The sequence below is a fragment of the Methanobrevibacter sp. YE315 genome (assembly GCF_001548675.1).
Lineage (GTDB): Archaea > Methanobacteriota > Methanobacteria > Methanobacteriales > Methanobacteriaceae > Methanocatella.
In genome coordinates this window covers 344,621-364,272 of sequence record NZ_CP010834.1, presented here as the reverse complement: position 1 = coordinate 364,272, position 19,652 = coordinate 344,621, and the positions used below count along the sequence as shown (strand labels likewise).

The following is a 19,652-nucleotide window of genomic DNA, read 5'->3' as shown; positions in this document are numbered from 1 at the left end:
ATAAATAATTAGTGAAAAAAAGAGTTTGAAAAAGAAATTATGAATTTTTAAATCTATTTTCAAACATATTAATGATTTTCTTTGCAACATCAATCGCATATTCCTCATCGCAAAAGAGCCAATTTTCATACTCTTTAGTGCCTTTTGTAGGAACTTTCAAGTAATAATCAGATTGATACCATAATTTTTAACACCTGAAATTGTTACAAAAAAACAACAATTAGCTGATTTCATATATATGGCTGAATTATAGCTAAAAACGATATTCCAAAGTGAAATCAATTTTTTAAAGTAAAAACAAGGTAGTAAAAATAGTATATTAAATTAAGTATAAAAAAAGTAAAATAAAAAAAGAAAGGTGATAGATTAAAAAATCTATCCGAAGAGAGCACCTAATCCAGCTGCTGCTGCTTCTTCAGAAGCTTCTTCCTCTTCTTCTTCCTCTTCTTCCTCTTCTTCTTCAGCTGCTTCAGCTGCTGCAGGTGCAGCTGCAGGTGCTGCTGCTGCCATAGCAGTAGTTTCCATAGCTTCGTCGATGTCTACATCTTCTAAAGCTGCGATTAAAGCTTTGATTCTAGCATCATCAGCTTCAATTCCTGCTGCTTCAATAATACTTTTAACATTTTCTTCGTTAATCTCTTTTTCTGCACTGTGCAAAATCATTGCCGCATATATATATTCCATGTTATCACCATTAATTTTTTAAAGTGTTAGTTTTTATAATAATAAAAAATTTTTAATTTTAACCAAACAGAGCTCCTAACCCAGCTGCTGCTGTTTCTTCACTATTTTCTTCTTCTTCCTCTTCTTCCTCTTCTTCTTCGACAACTTCTTCGACTACTGGAGCAGCTGCTACAGCAACATTAGAAAGTTTATCAGCTAATTCATCATCAATAGCACCAGGTGCGTCAGCAACTTCAGATGCTAAAGCTAACATTTTAGCTTGTGCTAAACCGATGATTGGTTCGGAAGTTTCAGAAGTCATAATTGCTCCTGCTACACCAACATTAATAGCTCTAGTGTATGCGAGAGTAATGATTGTTGAAATAGTTTCATCTGTTGGGATAGCTGCGTTTACAGATAAGTTGAATGCACTTCTAAATGCATTTTGTACGTCAGCTAATGTTTGTTCTTCGTCGATTGCAAGTACATCAGAAGTATAAATTGCTTCTTCTTCATATACTGCTTTTAAATCCATTCCCACTTCCATTGGATTGATATCCAATCTTGATAAGGTTGCGGATACTTGTTTAGAAACTTCTTCGCCTGCTTTTACGACAACAGTTTCTTTTTGTACGCAGATTTTACCTTTATCAATTTTTGCAGGAATTCCAACTTGCTGTAATTCACCTAAAAATGGACCTGGTTCAAAACCTGTATCACCTTCAGGTACAATAATATCTTCAGGAGCAATAGTTCCTGGTTTTGCAGGAGCTTGGGTTTTGCTGTCTTCTAATATTTTGTACAATTTGAAAGGATTCATTTCGGTTGCAATAATTGCAATTTGACCTTCCATATGTTCAGATAAATCAACAATGTTGTTTTTATCAGCATTACAATCTTCAAGAGCTAAATTAATTAGATTTATTTTAGACATTCTGATAACAGCTTTGCCTTTGAGAGATTTTCTCATTTCTTGGAGCTGTTTTGCAGGAATGTTCATTAAATCGACAATACCGATAACGTCATGCTGATCGATTATGCCTTTTAGCTCGTTAACTTCTTCTTTTTTCCATTCAGCAACATGAGCCATTAGATCACCCTCACTACTGGTCCCATAGTTGTTTTAATAAACATGGACTTGATTTGACTTCTTCCTTTTTCTAAATTGCGGTCTAAGACTGCAAGAACAGTTTCAACGTTCTCAGCTATGTCCTCGTCTGACATGTCTTGGCTTCCAACAACAATTTGAATACTTGCTTGTTGTTTTACACCAACTTTGACAGTGTTTTGTAATCTTTCTAAAAGAGGATCTAATTTGATACTTGCAGGCACTGGTTTTGGCATTTTGTTACGAGGACCAAGAACTGGACCTAAGAATCTACCAACAAGTGGCATCATATCAGCTTGAGCTATAAGGAAATCAACAGAATTTGCCATTTTTTTAGCAGCTTTTCTGTCTTTACCAAACTCTTCTAAATCTCCTTTATTAATTACAGTGTCAAGACCAGCCTCTTTAGCTTGAACAATGAGTTCCCCATCAGCAATGACTCCGATTTTAACATCTTTGCCACGGCCGTTAGGAAGAGCAACTTCCTCATTAAACCTATTTTCTGGCTTTCTGACATCTAAGTCTCGGATATTAATAATAATATCTACGGACTCAGTGAAGTTTCTCGGCTTTGATTGTTCTTTTGCCTCCTTCACCGCGTTAATTACATCTTGTGTCATATTCATCCCCCATGAACAAATGTTCATTGGATTATTTTTTTGGTTTCATGAGTATCATTACAAGAAAAAATTCTTAAACGATTGCATGAATTAAAAACAGTATATCAATCATAATCAGAGATTATAACATCATATACACTGTTATTATTAACTTAATTTAAATTTAATCAAATAATATCTATTCTAATAAGATATCATCGTATTTTCCAGCATCAACATCTTTTTGTGCTTCTCTTGGATCTTTACCATCTACAGATAAACCCATACTTACACAGGTTCCCATGACTTCTTTAATACCTGCTTTGTAATCATTAGATAATAATGAATCAAATTTCATTCTAGTGATTTTTAAAGCGGTTTCGATAGGTAAGTCATTAATAATATCTAAACCTGGTTCATGAGAAGCTTTTTCGATGCCTAATTCTTCCATAATAAGTGCAGTTGTTGGCGGAGTTCCGATTTCAATTTCGAAATCTTTAGTATCTCTATCAATAGTAACTTTTACAGGCACTTTCATTCCTGCAAAGTCAGCACTTTTCTTATTGATTTCCTCAACTACTTGCATCATATTAATACCGAAAGGTCCTAAAGCAGGGCCTAATGGTGGTCCAGGAGTAGCAGTGCCACCTTCGATAAGAACTTCGACTGTATCTTTAGCCATCAGTCAGCCTCCTTTTGAATTATTCTAATTTGATCAGCTTTAACAGTAACCGGAATCGGTACTGCAGCTTCTATTAACTCAAGAACGACTTCTTCACGTGATTCATCAATACGAACCACTTTTGCTCTTTCTCCTTTGAAAGGACCAGAAATAAGCTCAACAATACTTCCTTTTTGAATAGAGGAAATAATAGGTTCTGGTTTTAAGAATCTTTTTACTTCATCAAAAGTAATGCCTACGGTACCTTCAACAACCCCTCTCAAATGTTGTACTTTTAAATCAGGGTTCCTAAGATCTATTTTTGTTGAAGATTCAACTAAAATATATCCTTTTAAAGATTCTGGAACAAGAATTGATGAAATGCCTATACCATCAATGGTTTTAGCTTTACGTGCTAATAATCTAGCAACATTTCTTTCTTGGCCTGCAGAGGTCTTAAGAGCATATATGGAACTATTAGTATCTTCCATGAAAAATTCACCTATTTTTAAAATTTTTGCTTGTTAATAAAATCATACATTAAGTTAAAAATATTATAAAAGCCATAATTTTCAAGAAAAATATAGTCTCGAAAATAAGATTTCTATAATATCAATATCTATATAAATAGTAGTATTTAAAAGTTTTCAAAAAAATGGATTTTTGAATAAAATAGACTATTACAAAAAAATTTTATTATACTACCTTAGGATAAAAAAAATAAATGAGAGGTTCTATAAACCTACTAAAGAACCTAATAAAACTATTACATAACCAATAACGCCAATTATAATTACCCCTAATACGGAAACTTTAGCCAAATCAAGGTATTCTGGCAAGTCTGGTTTTTTAGATACTTTCAATACCCTTTTACTGTCTTTTATAAATTTATTAAAACTTTCTTCAACATTCATTTAAATACCCAAAATTAAAAAATTTGTAGATTATAATAAAATAATAGTAATAAAATAATTTATAATTTAAACATTAATAAATGTTTGCATTTTTTGGAAAAAAATAAAAGATAGAATTAGAAGATTCCATCAATGAAATCATCTAATTGATCACCAGCTGCGTCATTTTCAGGTTTTTCTTCAACAGATTCAACTTCAGGAGTGATCTCAGTATCATAATTAGATTTAATACCTGAAACAACAACAGTTGTCCTAACAGTATTCTGAAGGCTTTCATCAATTTGAGTACCCCAAATAATGTTAGCTTCAGGATCCAATTTATCAGCAACAACTTGAACGATTTTCTCAGCTTCATGTAAAGTTAAATCAGAACTACCTGATATGTTAACTAAAGCGCCAGTAGCATTTGAAATATCGATATCTAATAATGGACTGCTTAATGCTTCATGTACAGATTCTAAAGCTCTATCACCAGTATCGGATTCACCCATACCAATCATAGCCATTCCAGAACCTCCCATGATACTTCTGATATCAGCGAAGTCTAAACTTACAAGACCTTTTTTAGTAATCAATTCAGTTATGCCCTTAACTGCTCTTCCTAAGATTTCATCAGAAACCATGAATGCTTTGTTTAAAGGCAAGTTAGGTGCTACTTCTAATAATTTGTCATTTGGTATTACAATAACAGTGTCTGCTGATTCTTGAAGTTTTTCCAAACCTTGTTCTGCATTTTCTCTTCTTTTAATACCTTCTGCAGAAAATGGCATGGTAGCCACAGCAACAGTTAATGCGCCTAATTTTTTAGCTAATTTAGCGATGATTGGTGCTGAACCAGTACCGGTTCCTCCACCAAGACCACAGGTAACAAATACCATGTCTGCGCCTTCCAATTCATCTCTAATTTCATCTTCGCTTTCTTCAGCACATTCCTGGCCTACTTCAGGGTCTCCGCCAGCACCCAAACCTTTAGAAGTTTGTCTGCCTAAAAGGATTTTTTTAGCGGATTGGCTATAAAATAAATCTTGAGCATCAGTATTTACTGCAATTGTTGTTGCACCTTCAATACCCATTTCGTTTAATCTTGAAATGGTATTGTTTCCTGCTCCACCAGCACCAACAACAAATATATGAGTCTTAGCCCCTTTAATCATTTCTATAAGATCATCATCAATATCTGAAGAGAGTTTTTCAGGAACATTCTCTTCCATTCTCTGTTCGGATTCTTTAATTGCATCATCTATAAATTTCACAAGTTAACCCCACATACTCTGCTATTAAAATAATTGTTAAATATTTCTATTTTTACTTATATTTAAATGCAACTACTTATATATAAATAAAATTATTTTTGTACAAATTAGAAAAATATGCTAATCACGAGGCATTGCAATAATTTCATGGAATTTCAAATCAAATAGATTTTTAGAATTGACAGGTGTTAAAATGACTGCAGTATCAACACCATGGGCTCTACCGCCGATAGCAATTATTTCCTCACCAACAGGCACCAATCCCGCATCAGCAGCCATGATTGAAATTTCACCGGCCACTTTGACACCATGGGAAAACATTCTAAATGTATCTGCAACAACATCCAATGGAGAATAACCTCCATATTTATTAGTGACTCCTCTTGCAGCACCACTAAATGCATGCAATCCGAAATAAGTTTTTATTCCAACATCTTCAAGTTTTTCAATCATTTCCTCTGAAATGTCGGATTCATTAGGACCGCTGAACCCCATGTGGTGAGTTACATTAATTATTTCCACTTCATCCCCAACTGCATTGTATAATTTTAATGCAGATTCTCCAGAAGCGGAAGCGATTAAAATCCTTTTAATGTGTTTTGAAGACTCTAATTTGTCTTTAACAGCCATTATCAATTCTTCAGTATAATCATTTCCTTCTTTTTCGAAATATGTAATAAATTTTCTTGCCATGTTCACACCACAAAATAGATAATTATTTAAAATCCATCATTTTATATTTATAATATCTATTTCAAATAAAGATTTGTATGACATCCGAAGAACTGAAGAATATCAAACATGTGATTAATGGAGAATATGTTGTAATTCCAATAGAAACTGGCTACATTAAGCCAAATGATAATCTGGATTCCATCATAATTCCTGCAAAGGAATTGATGAAAGACGATGATTATCTGGTCATTGCGGAAACTCCAATTTCAATTTCCCAGGGCAGATTGGTTGATGAATCCAAATATACCCCTTCATTAACTGCAAAATTTCTAACAGTGATTTGGAGCAAATACCTTTGGGGCTATGTTTTAGGTCCGCTATTGAAAATTAAAAAGAGAACCATTAAAAATCTAAGGAAACTGCCGAAAGAAACTGAAGCGCATAAGGAAGTAGTCCTTCAATTATATGGTTTGAAACATGCTTTAAAACCTGCTTCTGAAGCAGGAATAGATTTAAGCAATGCTCCTGGAACCTATGTTTCATTATTGCCTGAAAATCCTGAAAAGGTTGCAAAAGAAATTAAAAATGAAATTGGAAAAGACGTTAAAGTTATGATTATTGACACTGATGCAACTTACTTTAAAAATGGAAAATATTTCACAGGCCTGCCAATAGCCATAGATGGAATTGAAGCGGATAAAGGATTTTTCGGATATTTTAAAGGTCAACTGTCTGAAAATAAGGGATCCACACCATTAGGATGCAGTGAAAAAATCGATGTTGAAACTGCTCTCAAAATTGCAAATATTGCCGAAGATTATCAAAAATCCCTTTCAACTGAAATGAAAACCATACATAGTGTCAAAGCGGTTTTGGGCACTGAAATTGATGAAGTCACCATTGAAGACCTTGATTCAATCATACACACACCAGCTGTAATAATAAGAAAAATCTAAAAAATTACCAAATCCTATTTTAAAAAAAATTAGAATTACTCAATGAAGACTTAAAAAAAAGAATTCATAACTGAAAAAAATTCTAAAAAGAAAATTTTATATTTAATAATCTATAATATATACTATTACTAAATTTATTATAAGTTATAAGTTATATTTTTCTTTAATTAACGTGAGGATGATTGCTAATGAACATAGATAACATCGGAAAATATAGGAATATTTTATTGCCGTTGGCAGATTCAATTGCAATAATTATAAGCTATTATCTAGTGTCCGTGTTAATCAGCGATACATTTTTAGATATCGGGCAAACAATATCCCATACTAACATGTTAATAAGTACACTTTTAGCAATCATTGTCCTGCAAGTTGTTTTTAGATTCAGCAGACGCTACTCCAACATCATACGATACGAAAACAATCATGATTATATGATGTACATTGTACTTTCATTATTATCCCTGATTATTGTATCAATAATCGAAGAATTTCTGGGCATGAGAGATCCCGCCCTCAAAGTCAATTTAGCTGTTGGAGTTATCACAGGTGTCCTAATTGTTATAGTGCGCATAATCATAAAATCCATCTTATTGTCCAATCCTGCAAATAATGGGGATAAAACCGATGAAAATCTAGAAAAACTATTGCTTATAGGCGGAGGATATTCCGCCAATGATATTATAAAAACACTAAATTCAACATTGAAAGGAAAATATGACATTATCGGAATTATAGATGATAATGAAAAACGTCAAGGATATTCTGTGGCAGGAGTAAGAATTATCGGTAACAGAAATGACATTATACCGATTTGTGAAAAATACGATGTCGATTTAATCTTTTTCACAATTGTAAATATTGACGATGAAAATAGAAAGGAAATCTTAGAGCTCTGTAGTAAAACAAATGCAAAAGTCAAAATATTGCCTGGATTAAGGGAACTTATTTCCGCTGAAGAAAATCTATATGAAAGCTTAAGGGATATAGAAATTGAAGACCTGCTCGGAAGACCATCAATAGAACTTGACAATAATAACATAAAAAGCATAATAAACGATAAAACAGTTTTGGTGACCGGCGGAGGCGGGTCTATTGGTGAAGAGCTCTGTAGACAAATAATGCTGCACAATCCAAAACAGCTGCTAATGTTAGACATATATGAAAATAGCCTATATGATATCGAATTAGAATTAAAATCCAAATATCCGAATAATGACATAATTGCAATCATTGCAAATATCCGGGATGAAAAAAGGATGTATGAAATATTCGAAGAATACTCTCCGGATGTTGTTTTCCATGCGGCAGCACACAAACACGTTCCATTAATGGAAAATAACCCAACCGAAGCAATTAAAAACAATGTGTTTGGAACATACAATCTTGTTAATGCATGCGATAAATACCATACAAAACGTTTTATTTTAATATCCACAGATAAAGCCGTTAACCCGACAAATATAATGGGAGCTACAAAAAGATTATGTGAAATGATTATTCAGGCAAAAGACAGAGAAAGCGAAACTGAATTTGTAGCCGTTCGTTTTGGAAATGTTTTGGGAAGTAACGGATCAGTTGTGCCACTATTCAAAAAACAGATAAAAGAAGGCGGGCCTGTAACCGTCACCCATAAAGAGATTACAAGGTTTTTCATGACAATCCCCGAAGCCGTAGCCCTTGTGCTCCAATCAATCACTTATGCTAAGGGAGGGGAAATATTTGTATTGAACATGGGCGAGCCCGTTAAAATTTACGACCTGGCAAAAAGTTTAATTGAATTATCCGGATTAGAACCTGGAAAAGATATTGAAATTAAAATTACCGGTATGAGACCTGGAGAAAAACTATACGAAGAATTGCTAATGAACGAAGAAAACCTTGAAGGAACAAATCACGAAAAGATATTTATCACAGAGCCAATGAACTTCACAATGGACGAAGTTGAAGAGAAATTGGATTCACTCAGAGAAATTATTGATAATGACATTTATGATAAAGAAACCATTAAGCAAACAATGAAAAAATGTGTTCCTACTTATAAAGATCCTAAAGAAGTAAACGGAGAATAACAACATGAACATACCATTTTCACCACCAGACATCACTGACAAAGAAATTGAAGAAGTAATTGATACATTAAAGTCCGGCTGGATTACAACAGGACCTAAAACAAAAGAATTTGAAAAAAGAATAACCGAATATTGCGGAAGCGACAAAACCGTTTGTTTAAGTGCTGCAACTACTGCCCTTGAGATGACATTACGATTATTGGGCATTGGAAAAGGTGATGAGGTAATTGTACCAGCATATACATATACTGCCACATGCAGCGTCATATGCCATGTTGGAGCTACACCTGTAATGATAGACAGTCAAAAAGACAGGGAAGAAATGGACTATTCATTAATGAGTGAAGCGATAACGGATAAAACCAAAATAATAATGCCTGTTGACATTGCGGGAATATTATGCGATTATGATAAAATCTTTGAAATCATTGAAAATAAAAAAGAATTATTCTCACCAAATAACGAAATTCAAGAAGCATTCAATAGAATTATTGTATTAGCTGACTGTGCTCATGGTTTCGGCGCCATACAGAACAATAAAAAGGCAGGGTCACTCGCAGATTTCACCTGTTTTTCATTCCATGCTGTTAAAAACCTAACAACAGCTGAAGGAGGAGCCGTAACCTGGAAAAATCATGACGGATTAGATTCCGAAAAGCTATACAAGCAATTACAAATCCTTTCATTGCATGGACAAACCAAAGATGCTTTGGAAAAAACTCAAAAAGGATCTTGGGAGTACGACATCCTAATTCCTGCATACAAATGCAATATGACCGATGTTCAGGCGGGAATCGGACTTGGACAACTCGAAAGATATGCTTCCCTGCTGAAAAGAAGGTTGGAAATTGTTGAAAAGTATGAAAAAGGATTTGAAAACAGCAGAGTCATTACACCAAAACACATTAGTGAAAATTCAACATCATCCGGACATTTGTATCTGACAAGAATAGATGGGATTTCATTAGAAGAACGAAATGAAATTATAATAAAAATGGAAGAAAGGGGAATCAGCACTAATGTACACTACAAACCGCTTCCAATGCTTACTGCATATAAAAACTTAGGATTTAAGATTGAAGATTATCCGAATGCCTACAATCTATTTGAAAACGAAATAAGTTTGCCTATATATTCTACATTAACTGATGAAGAAGTTGAATATATTATACAAAATCTATTGGAAATTTTAGATGAATATTAGATATATATTTATAATAAAAAAGATATACCTAATATCGATTTTAAATCTTATATCATAAACTTAATTAATTTTTACTCATATATGATAATTCGATTTTAGTAAGTTTTAGGGGAAATTAAATGATAAACGATCCATTAGTAAAGACTTTATTAACTAGCATTGTCGAAGATGAAAGTAATTTACCTATTGTTGAAGCATTAAACGACGGCATTGAAACTGACGAGGAAATTGCAAATAAAACTGGAATTAAATTAAATATTGTTAGAAAAATACTTTACAGGCTTTATGATGTTGGAGTAGCTAGTTATAAAAGAAGCAAAGACCCTGAAACCCAATGGTTCACTTATTCTTGGAAATTTGAAAAAGAAGAAGTCATCAATCGTATTATAAAAGATTCTGAAAATTATTTAAAAATGCTTAATGAAGAATTAGAGCGTGAAGAAAACAATATGTTCTTCATCTGTCCTTTAGGTCATGTAAGACTTGATTTTGATGAATCTTCAGATTATGAATTCCTATGCCCAGCATGTGGTGAAGAATTAGAATTCCAAGACAATGCAGAAACCATCGAACAAATAAAAGAAGACATTAAAATGGTTGAAAGTAATTTTAATTCCTTTACTGAAAAAAACAAATAAACAAGATAAAATGGAAATTGAATTACTTAAAAAGGAGAACACTCCTGAAAATGTCATCGCCCATTGCAAAGCCGTTTGTAAAAAGGCTATGAAAATAGCTGCTAATTTTGATGATGTTAATGAAGACTTAATTAGAAAAGGCGCTCTTTTACATGATATCGGGAGATCTAAAACTCATGGAATCACTCATGCCATTGAAGGAGTTAAAATAGCTAAAAAATATGGATATTCCCAAGATGTTTTAAACATTATCGAAAGACACATCGGTGCAGGGATAACCGAAAGTGAAGCCTTAAAACTGGGACTTCCTGAAAAATCATATGTACCGGAAACTCTTGAAGAAAAAATCGTAGCTCATGCAGACAATCTAATAAGCGGCAGCGATGAAGTGGATATTGATTTTGTAATAAAGAAATGGAAAAGGAATGCTGAAATTAGTGATGAAAATATTGAAAGACTAATAAAGCTCGATGACGAATTAATTAAAGCCTTTGAGGAATAATATGAAAGTAATATGCTCAAGTGAAGAATCATTATACCGCCCTGAAGCTGTAAGGTGGAGACAAAGAATGGAAATGATGGAACCTCTTGGAGATACAGTTGTTCTATTGCCATGCAGTATGAAAAAACCTTATTCCAATTCAAAATCACATCAGAAATTTAGGAAAATCACAAGATCATATCAGGAGCTTATTGTGACTTCACCTTTTGGAATTTGTCCAAGAGAACTCGAAAATACATTCCCTATTCAATCATATGATGTAAGTACAACCGGTTCATGGTCTCAAGATGAAATTGAAGAAACCGGAAAGCTAATTGCAAAATATTGCAAAGGAAAAACAATTGTTGCAAATCTTTCAGGAGGATATTTGGAATCCTGTGAGGCCTATGTTGATGACTTTATCAATACCTGCAAGGACGGTCGTCCGACTTCCCCAGATTCACTTTACAATTTAAGAATGGAACTTAAAAATCATCAAAGAAATAATAGAAAAGAAAAGACTTTACATGAATTGAAATCAATTGCAAAATATCAATTTGGTGAAAATGGGGATGAGTTCATTCCAGATAATGTCAAAACAAAAGGAATGTACCATAAGAGAATTTTATCAAATGGAACTCAATTAGCATTATTAAATAAAGATTATGGATTATACAGATTAAATTTGGCAGGAGGAGAAATACTTAACGAATTGAACATCAATACTGTAGAGATTGATTTTGATTTGACAACAAATACTGTATTCTCGCCTGGAATTAAAAAAGCAGCGCATAATATCATTCCAAATGATGAGGTGGTTGTTGTTAAGGATAACGAGGTCGTTGGAGTTGGAAAGGCAATAATGACCGGTTATGAAATGGAAGAATGCAACAACGGCATTGCTGTAAAAATTAAACATCGAGTAAAGTAATTAAATGATTACTTTCAATAAATAACAATGTTTATAAATATCTTGTATAAATATCTATAAAATACAAAAAAATTATAGGAGACAAATCATGTCTGAAGATTTAGTGAATAATATTAAAGATGCTATTTCTGTAATTAATGACCCTCACATGGGAATTAGTATCGTGGAAATGGGCATTGTGCAAAATATTGTTGTTGATGGAGACCAAGCTGAAATTACCCTCAAACCAACTAATCCTGGTTGTATGAGTATCACACGTATCGCTGCTGATGCAAAAATTAGAGCAGAACAAGTTGATGGCGTTGAAAATGCTAAAATCATCGTTGAAGGTCATGCAATGGCAGATTCCATTAACGAAATGATTAATAGATAATTTTTTAAAATCTTATTTAATTCTATATATAACTACCGAAACAGTTATATATAGTAATTAACATAAGTGTAAGTGTTGACAGTTAACTGTCACTTAAATATCATAGGCTAGTGGCACAGCTTGGTTAGCGCGCTCGGCTGATAACCGGGAGGTCATGGGTTCGAATCCCATCTAGCCTACTTAAAACTATTTTTTAAAGATTTTTACATGTTTCTTGACAATTTAATCTTTTTTTAACTTATTTTCAAATTACAATCCCAACAAATATATATTACATTCAACAAAAGATAACCTGAATGTACAAAAAGTTTGAATGGTGACAATAATGTGGGAAAAAATTAATGAAAAATTTAGAAAATACCCTGCAAGAATGAGAGTTGCAGAAAAAATGATTGAACTCGGATTATCCCTGAATGAGGATGGAAAAATTTATTGTGGAAATTTAAAAATCAGCGATAAATCCTTAGCTACAGCAGCAGACGTTGATAGAAGAGCCATAAAATCAACCATCGATATAATTAAAGAAGATAAAGAGTTATATAATCTTTTTAGCAACATTATCCCTGCAGGAACACTTTTAAAAAACATAGCTAAAAATCTGGAATTGGGAGTTATTGAAATAGAAGTGGGATCAGAAAATGAAGGAATCCTTGCTTCAACAACAAATTTGATTACAAAAAAAGGAATCGGAATAAGACAAGCTTATGCCGAAGATACAGAGCTCCAAGAGTCTCCGATATTAACCATCATTACAGAAGAACCTGTAAGTGGTGATTTAATTAATGAATTTTTAAAAATAAAAGGAGTAACAAGAGTGTCAATTTATTGATTTAAATTTTCCATTCTTGCTTTTTCCATTTCTCTATCTTCTTCTTCAAGAACTTCTAAAAGTTCTTCCCAAGCTTCTAAAGATTCTTTAGCCGCTTCTTCAGATAATTTTTCGATTGCATAACCAGCATGGATAAGTACATAATCGCCAACTTCTACATCAGGTAAAAGATCTAATTTAGCTTGTTGTCTTGCTCCACCAAAGTCAGCATATAACCAATTTTCTTCCCTATTTATTTCAACTATTTGAGCGGGTGCTGCAATACACATTTATTTCCATCTCCAAAATTTAATATATATTATTTACAAAACTAGTATTATATAAAATTATCTAAATAGGTGTTTAAATGAGAAATATTGTTATTGGTTCAGGTCCTGCCGGAAGATTAGCCTCTTTAGAACTTGGAAAACTAGGCGAAGAAGTTACATTAATTGAAAAAAACCATATAGCTGGAACATGTTTAAATGAAGGTTGTATGGTTATCTGTGCACTTACTGACGTTACAAAATTCATAGATTCAAACAACAGATTCAACAACCACGGATTCATAAAAAGTCAGCTTGAAATTTCATATGAAAAGATAGTTGAAAAGATAGTTGAAACACAGGAAGTGGTTAGAAAAATCAACCAGATGGAAAATGAAAACGTTGGAAACAATATCATTTATGGTGAAGCCAGCATTGATGGAGATACAATTAATGTCAATAATGAAAGCTTTGAATATGATAATCTGTTAATAGCTACTGGTGCCAGACCATTTATACCGAATATTAAAGGTTCCGAATTTGGTTTGACAAATAAGGACATTTTAAAATTGGACGATGTTCCTGAAAAATTGAATATCATCGGTGGAGGCATAATTGCAGGAGAAATAGCCAATATATATTCCAGCCTTGGCAGTGAAGTCAATATCCTTGCCAGAAGTAAATTCCTAAAAGAAATCAATGAATCAACAAGGAGATTCGTTCTAGAAAAAATTATACCTGATGTCAATATTTACGAAAACACCAATGTAGTTGAAGTTTCTAAGGATAAAGTTTTAACCGACAATGATGAGGAGCTGGACGGAATTCCGTTCTTTGCAACAGGAAGGACACCAAACAGTGAAATCGCCGAAGGAATTGTTGAATTAAATGATGACAAAACCATTAAAGTAAATGAAATGATGAAAACTAATGTTGATAATATATATGCTGCAGGGGATGTTACCGGAGGATATCAACTAACCCCAGTAGCTAGAAAAGAAGGTATCACAGCTGCAAGGAATATGGCAGGATACTCAAATAAAATTAGCTACAGTTGCATTCCTCAAACATTAAGTTTGAACATGGAAGTCAGCTTTGTCAAAAATGAAAATTCAGATTGTGACGACAACGATAAAACAACTATTGGAATTCCAGGAATTGCCGGGCCAAACTCATTTTGGAATATTTTAACATGGGATACCGGATATACTGAAATTGAATTTGACAATAAAAACAACAGAATAAACAAAATCAATGCAATTTCCCCATCATCCGTAAGCGATGTTTCATATCTATCTTATCTGATGAGAATGGACTATGATTTGGATGATTTTGATGAATTTATAGAGATACATCCGTCTGCTGATTCAAATTATAAAATTATTAAAAATATGTGGTTATAATACCACTATTTTAATTGATTTAGAATATCATCGGCCAGTTTATCTGCCGCTTCGTTACAGAGTTTACCGTAATGAATAGCACTTTTTTGAAGTGAATCATAGTTTTCAAAAGCCATATTAATACTTTCATAAACATCTTGAACTTCAGATTCAATGATTGCACCTTTAAATACGCCAGCCATATTCTGATATCTTCCCCATTTGACTCGGGTAAGAGTAACAATCGGCTTTTCGCAAATCAATGCTTCTTCAATAGATATTCCGTCATCAGTTAGAACAGATAAATCAGAAAACTTAAATAAATGATTTATCCAATCAATATAACCTGCATAAATGGTTGTATTTTCATCGATTAAATCCAAATATTCGTCGTGCAATGGCAAACCGACCAGAACAAGATTATACTCGTCAGTACGGTTAGCGACTAAATTAATAGCTTCAATTATTCCTTTGAAAATGGATGAACCTGAAGAGAACAGGATTGTTTTCTTATTTTCATCAAAAATAGGATATTCTTTTAATTTTTCCAATGCAATTTTTTCATTACCTTCCTCAATATTATCAGGTAATGGATAGAAAGCTTTTACCATATTATCCGGAAGAGAATCTACTTTGAATAGCTCATGTTCCGGTAAAACATAAGATTTATTGAATCTAGGACATACTTTTGAATCAGTAGGAGTTGAAATTAATGAAAAAGTAGGTTTTCGAGCAAATTTGCCTCCAAGGGATCCTACAATAGCACCCCCTCCTAAAATTCCTACAACGGCATCATAATCTTCTTTTTTAATAACTGATTTTGCTTTAAAAGTAGCTTTTATTAATCTTAAAGCGCCTTTTATAAGTGAAAGTTTAGTGGCCGAATGACCCCCAGCCTGAGGAACTGAAATTTTATGGCAGCGGTACCCTCTTTTTTCAAATGCATCCAAATGTGCAGATTCATCTAAGCCCGCTTCGCATATGACTCCTTTTTTTTCAAATGCTTGCATTAAATTAAGAGCGACAGAAGAGTCTCCACCCATTCCTCTGCCTGTAATAATGAATAGAATCTTCATAAAATCATAACCTTTTTCCCAGCCTTGCTTTTTCCCTGCTTGGAATGAATTTCTTTGGGTGATATACATATGGATTGTATAGTAATCTTCTGAAACCTAATGAAATCAATAAAGGATTTGTGATATTATACTGTTTGTCTTCAAGGAAGAATCTCCTAAGCAAATCTCCTAGACCCCCTCCAGTCAATACATCCATGAAATAATCCCCGAATGTAGGATTGTATATCCCTAATTTTTGTGTGAAAAATATTCTTAAATTATTTCTTCTAACAAAAGCGATTAGGACTACGGTAATAAAACCGAGTAGAATCAATGACCATAAACCGCCCACTAAATAATAGGCAATGCCTAATGCAACTCCAAATGTGTGGTTACCAACTTCTCCCAACATGATTTTTCCTGAAAAATCTAATGGACAGTAACCTAAACATACAATTAATATTAATAACGGAGTGTATGTTGCAGGTAGTTCACCAGGGCCTTGTGATCCAATAATCAACATGAATAATACTGTTAAAACTGACATTATTATTGTAACAATACAAGTGGATCCCGGCTGCATATCTGAAATGTTCAATGGCTGAACCATCAAGGCTATGAAAATAGCTGAAACGCCAAAGCCTTCAAGAATGCCAACAGCCATCACTAAAAAGATTCCAATGCCTCTTAAAAGTTGACCCCATTCAATACCTAATGGGATGCATGGCCTTCTTCCCAAAACATCATCAAGGAATGCAAAAATACCTATAATTAAAACAAGAGTATTATGGCCGGGCAACATATAAAAAGACAGTATGACAAACGGTACCAGTCCGATTCCTCTTGGAATTCCTCCCCTAACGTTTGGGTATAGGTTACCCATGTAACCTCTTTTTCCTAAGAATCTAAAAATAATATCTAAAACTGCAGTACCTACAGCCGATAAAATAAAGACAAAAATGAATGCATAAAACATTGAAAAATACATGTCAATCACAATAACCCATTAAACTTATTATATCTTTTAATTTTTCATGATATAAATAATTTACACTAATTTAATTAATTTCATACCTTAAAATAGCCGCCATACCACCTAAGCTTTCCAATTGTTTTCCACCTTCATGCTCACTACTTACAACCATTACCTCCCCTTTCATGTTTTCAACCATGTCCATTAATTCACCCATGTTTTCGCTGGCAACTTTAGTATCCAAAATCAACAGTTGACTAACCGCGCCTAAATTAATGGCATTTTTAGTTTCTTTTGCACCATAAGCAATTTTAGATGAATTTCTACCAATTTCTGAAAGCAGATTGTCAATAGCTCCCATTTCCAAAGCAACCCTATTTTCTGAAGTTAACTTTTCAACTGTTCCTTTTTTAAGAACTTCGGAAATCCCATTGCGGCCGCCGGAGCCTGTTGGTTCAATAATCGAAATTTTTGCCAAGTCCTTATGATTGTCCTTAAGATAATCATAAAAATCGTTTTTGACAAAGCCAGGTCCTGCAATTACAATATTCTGTATTGAATCAAACTTGACTATGGATTCCACAACCTTTTCATAAAACTGAACAATATTTTTCTGCCTGTTCTTGTCTATAATCCTTTTTCCTGAGACATTCCCTTTAATCGGACCATAATATTCAATACCGTACTGCCTCATAAGGCCCAATGTCGCAGTATCATCTTCCAAAACTACAATTATCGCAGATAGTTTTTTTGATGCATCAATGGCTTGGTTGAGTCTTTTGATTGCCCAATTAGGCCATCTTTCCTTTTTAATGGTGATTGGAGTGTTTAACTTAACTTCCAAGGTATGGTGAGATCCCAGAGGAATCAGATCTTCAGGTCCCCGTGTAATGACTCCTGTTAATCTTAATTTTCCTGTGAACAAATGAAAACTGATACTTTCAATATCCAAACCTAAATAAAATGTTTTTTTAACCCCTCTATCACTTCTTAGCTTATCGCCTGTATTGTCCTGGATACGCCTTGTTGTTTTAGAGGATGCATTGTCCCCAACTTCCACTATATGAGACAAATGCCATAAATCATCCAGTGTTTCTGGAACGATTTCGATTATTCCTTCCTTGGTATTCTGATTTAAAATTTTCATGATTTCACAATAACACTTTCTTGTTAATAATTTATATATCTATTAATTTAATATTATTAATGATTAAAATGAATGTTGGAATTATTGGAGGTAGTGACGGTTTAGGTAAAACCCTCATCTACTATTTTAGAGACGAATTTAATGTATTTATAACCGGAAGAGACCATAAGAAAGGTAAAACAGTAGCGGAAGAGTTGAATGTTAACTATATTGAATCAAATGTTGATTTGGCAAATATCTGTGACATATTGGTAATTTCCGTGCCTATCAACCATGCTTCAGATGTCATACGGGAAGTTGCCCCGTTCATGAAAGAGGGGAGCCTGATGGTTGATGTGACTTCCGTTAAAGAGGAACCGTCTAAAACAATGGCAGAAGTACTGCCCGAAACTATCGAATACATCCCAACACACCCTATTTTTGGTCCTAGAACAACTGATTTGAACAACCAGGTTATTGTTCTTACACCAGACAAGAAAGGTAAATGGTATGATAAGGTTTATAGATACCTTGAAAGCAAAAATATGAGAATAATTGAGACTACAGCTCAAAAACATGATTATATGATGAGTATTGTCCAAGTTTTAACCCACTTTTCATTCATTTCAACAGCTTCAACAATCGAGAAACTGAAAGTCGATTTGTCTGAAACCGAAGATTATGAAAGTCCCATCTACAACCTCATGATAGATATGATTGCCCGTATTGTTGCTCAAAATCCATACTTAACATACTACATCCAATCCATGAACGATAACGGCCCGAAAATCAGAAATACTTTCGCCGATGCCGTGCTCGAACTAAGGGATATTATCAATAATAAGGATGATGAGAAGTTTGTTGAAATTGCAATTAAGGCAACAAAACATATGGGTGATATTAAAAACGCTTTAGGTAGAAGTGATAAAGCAATTAGTGCACTGAATTTTGAATTTAAATATCTAAACAATTCTATTGGTGAGGAAATTGGTCTAAAACATATTTATTCAGGAAAAATACATGTTGGAATCCTTGAAGATTTAGACAATAAAACCGCATACCTCAATACCGGCAAAGAAATCAAGCCGTTCCGTATAGCTAATATCAGAATCTTAACTAAAAATGAACTTCATAATTGGAAAGTGAAAAATCTGAAAAAGACCGAGTCCATCAGCTGCGTGTTTACAAAGAACGTTCAGGTTGAAACCATAATAAAAACCGTTCTGCATAACAACAACATTATCAGCTGTGAATTGACCGATGAGTACAATGGCCCTCAAATAGATGATGATTGCATCAGTTTAACTTTCAAAATCACTGCAATAAGTAAAGAAGACATTGAAGATGTGAAAAAGCTATTCACTGGCTTTGGCGGAATCATAAGATAAATTGTTTTATACAATACGAACTAATGTTAAAGTGTCATAAAGTAATTAAATTTTTAAATCGACTATAACACTTTAACTTTCACTTATTTTATAAAAAAATATTTAATATAAATTTTATAAATCAAT

Annotated in this window: 23 protein-coding genes and 1 tRNA gene; 11 read left to right on the top strand and 13 right to left on the bottom strand. The window is 33.3% G+C overall.

Features of this window, described 5'->3' with window-relative positions:
* Positions 1–37: 37 nt before the first annotated feature.
* The 9 genes from TL18_RS11245 to TL18_RS01490 all read right to left on the bottom strand — a co-directional run bounded on the left by TL18_RS11245 (position 38) and on the right by TL18_RS01490 (position 5,891).
* The gene (locus TL18_RS11245) at positions 38–160 is read right to left on the bottom strand and encodes a hypothetical protein (RefSeq protein ID WP_255354677.1); all 123 of its coding nucleotides are present in this window, start codon (positions 158–160) and stop codon (positions 38–40) included.
* Between the two features lie 215 nt (positions 161–375).
* A complete protein-coding gene (gene rpl12p, locus TL18_RS01525; RefSeq protein ID WP_067040348.1) occupies positions 376–684 on the bottom strand; it encodes a 50S ribosomal protein P1 in 309 nt (102 codons plus the stop codon).
* Positions 685–742: 58 nt separating this feature from the next.
* On the bottom strand, positions 743–1,753 hold the full coding sequence (locus TL18_RS01520; RefSeq protein ID WP_067040345.1) for a 50S ribosomal protein L10: 1,011 nt from the start codon (positions 1,751–1,753) through the stop codon (positions 743–745).
* Complete coding sequence (locus TL18_RS01515) at positions 1,753–2,391, bottom strand: 50S ribosomal protein L1 (RefSeq protein ID WP_067040342.1); 639 nt, start codon at positions 2,389–2,391, stop codon at positions 1,753–1,755. The genes TL18_RS01520 and TL18_RS01515 overlap by 1 nt, the downstream gene beginning before the upstream one ends.
* Before the next feature lie 178 nt (positions 2,392–2,569).
* Complete coding sequence (locus TL18_RS01510; protein ID WP_067040339.1) at positions 2,570–3,052, bottom strand: 50S ribosomal protein L11; 483 nt, start codon at positions 3,050–3,052, stop codon at positions 2,570–2,572.
* Entirely contained in the window at positions 3,052–3,522 is a 471-nt protein-coding gene (locus TL18_RS01505; protein WP_067040336.1) for a transcription elongation factor Spt5, read from the bottom strand. Before TL18_RS01505 ends, TL18_RS01510 begins: the two co-directional genes overlap by 1 nt.
* A gap of 243 nt (positions 3,523–3,765) precedes the next feature.
* Positions 3,766–3,945, bottom strand: a complete 180-nt coding sequence (locus tag TL18_RS01500) for a protein translocase SEC61 complex subunit gamma (RefSeq protein WP_067040333.1) — start codon at positions 3,943–3,945, stop codon at positions 3,766–3,768.
* A gap of 116 nt (positions 3,946–4,061) precedes the next feature.
* Positions 4,062–5,198 carry a cell division protein FtsZ gene (gene ftsZ, locus TL18_RS01495; RefSeq protein ID WP_067040331.1) on the bottom strand — a complete coding sequence of 379 codons (1,137 nt, stop codon included), beginning with the start codon at positions 5,196–5,198 and terminating at the stop codon, positions 4,062–4,064.
* A 120-nt stretch (positions 5,199–5,318) separates the two neighbouring features.
* A complete protein-coding gene (locus tag TL18_RS01490; RefSeq protein WP_067040328.1) occupies positions 5,319–5,891 on the bottom strand; it encodes a pyruvate kinase alpha/beta domain-containing protein in 573 nt (190 codons plus the stop codon).
* A gap of 77 nt (positions 5,892–5,968) precedes the next feature.
* On the opposite strand from TL18_RS01490, the gene TL18_RS01485 reads away from it, so the two are divergent.
* From TL18_RS01485 to TL18_RS01445, 9 genes are all read left to right on the top strand, one after another.
* Complete coding sequence (locus TL18_RS01485) at positions 5,969–6,829, top strand: coenzyme F420-0:L-glutamate ligase (RefSeq protein ID WP_067040325.1); 861 nt, start codon at positions 5,969–5,971, stop codon at positions 6,827–6,829.
* Between the two features lie 188 nt (positions 6,830–7,017).
* Positions 7,018–8,901 (top strand): nucleoside-diphosphate sugar epimerase/dehydratase, encoded by a 1,884-nt coding sequence (locus tag TL18_RS01480; protein ID WP_067040321.1) that lies wholly within the window; start codon positions 7,018–7,020, stop codon positions 8,899–8,901.
* 4 nt (positions 8,902–8,905) lie between these two features.
* A complete protein-coding gene (locus TL18_RS01475; protein ID WP_067040318.1) occupies positions 8,906–10,105 on the top strand; it encodes a DegT/DnrJ/EryC1/StrS aminotransferase family protein in 1,200 nt (399 codons plus the stop codon).
* 119 nt (positions 10,106–10,224) lie between these two features.
* Positions 10,225–10,743, top strand: a complete 519-nt coding sequence (gene tfe / locus TL18_RS01470; RefSeq protein WP_067040315.1) for a transcription factor E — start codon at positions 10,225–10,227, stop codon at positions 10,741–10,743.
* A 10-nt stretch (positions 10,744–10,753) separates the two neighbouring features.
* Entirely contained in the window at positions 10,754–11,245 is a 492-nt protein-coding gene (locus TL18_RS01465; protein WP_067045319.1) for a TIGR00295 family protein, read from the top strand.
* Position 11,246: 1 nt separating this feature from the next.
* The gene (locus tag TL18_RS01460) at positions 11,247–12,155 is read left to right on the top strand and encodes a DUF5591 domain-containing protein (RefSeq protein ID WP_067040312.1); all 909 of its coding nucleotides are present in this window, start codon (positions 11,247–11,249) and stop codon (positions 12,153–12,155) included.
* Between the two features lie 88 nt (positions 12,156–12,243).
* Positions 12,244–12,528: a metal-sulfur cluster assembly factor gene (locus tag TL18_RS01455; protein WP_067040310.1), complete on the top strand. Its 285-nt coding sequence runs from the start codon at positions 12,244–12,246 to the stop codon at positions 12,526–12,528.
* A gap of 104 nt (positions 12,529–12,632) precedes the next feature.
* A tRNA-Ile gene (locus tag TL18_RS01450) sits at positions 12,633–12,707 on the top strand.
* A gap of 134 nt (positions 12,708–12,841) precedes the next feature.
* Positions 12,842–13,357, top strand: coding sequence for an amino acid-binding protein (locus TL18_RS01445; RefSeq protein ID WP_082706313.1), 516 nt, complete (start codon positions 12,842–12,844; stop codon positions 13,355–13,357).
* Here the strand turns inward: TL18_RS01445 and TL18_RS01440 are convergent.
* Positions 13,351–13,626 (bottom strand): HypC/HybG/HupF family hydrogenase formation chaperone, encoded by a 276-nt coding sequence (locus tag TL18_RS01440; protein WP_067040304.1) that lies wholly within the window; start codon positions 13,624–13,626, stop codon positions 13,351–13,353. The two genes, TL18_RS01445 and TL18_RS01440, sit on opposite strands and share 7 nt — an antisense overlap.
* Before the next feature lie 77 nt (positions 13,627–13,703).
* Here TL18_RS01440 and TL18_RS01435 point away from each other — a divergent pair, with 77 nt between their 5' ends.
* Positions 13,704–15,005, top strand: a complete 1,302-nt coding sequence (locus TL18_RS01435; RefSeq protein ID WP_067040301.1) for an FAD-dependent oxidoreductase — start codon at positions 13,704–13,706, stop codon at positions 15,003–15,005.
* A 5-nt stretch (positions 15,006–15,010) separates the two neighbouring features.
* On the opposite strand, the gene TL18_RS01430 is transcribed toward TL18_RS01435, so the two are convergent.
* The 3 genes from TL18_RS01430 to TL18_RS01420 form a co-directional block, all read right to left on the bottom strand.
* Positions 15,011–16,060: a glycosyltransferase gene (locus TL18_RS01430; RefSeq protein WP_067040298.1), complete on the bottom strand. Its 1,050-nt coding sequence runs from the start codon at positions 16,058–16,060 to the stop codon at positions 15,011–15,013.
* Positions 16,061–16,064: 4 nt separating this feature from the next.
* Positions 16,065–17,027, bottom strand: coding sequence for a cell wall biosynthesis protein (locus TL18_RS01425; RefSeq protein WP_231483682.1), 963 nt, complete (start codon positions 17,025–17,027; stop codon positions 16,065–16,067).
* Positions 17,028–17,097: 70 nt separating this feature from the next.
* A complete protein-coding gene (locus TL18_RS01420; RefSeq protein WP_067040295.1) occupies positions 17,098–18,159 on the bottom strand; it encodes an mRNA surveillance protein pelota in 1,062 nt (353 codons plus the stop codon).
* A gap of 59 nt (positions 18,160–18,218) precedes the next feature.
* On the opposite strand from TL18_RS01420, the gene TL18_RS01415 reads away from it, so the two are divergent.
* Complete coding sequence (locus tag TL18_RS01415) at positions 18,219–19,526, top strand: prephenate dehydrogenase (RefSeq protein ID WP_067040292.1); 1,308 nt, start codon at positions 18,219–18,221, stop codon at positions 19,524–19,526.
* Positions 19,527–19,652 lie beyond the last annotated feature (126 nt).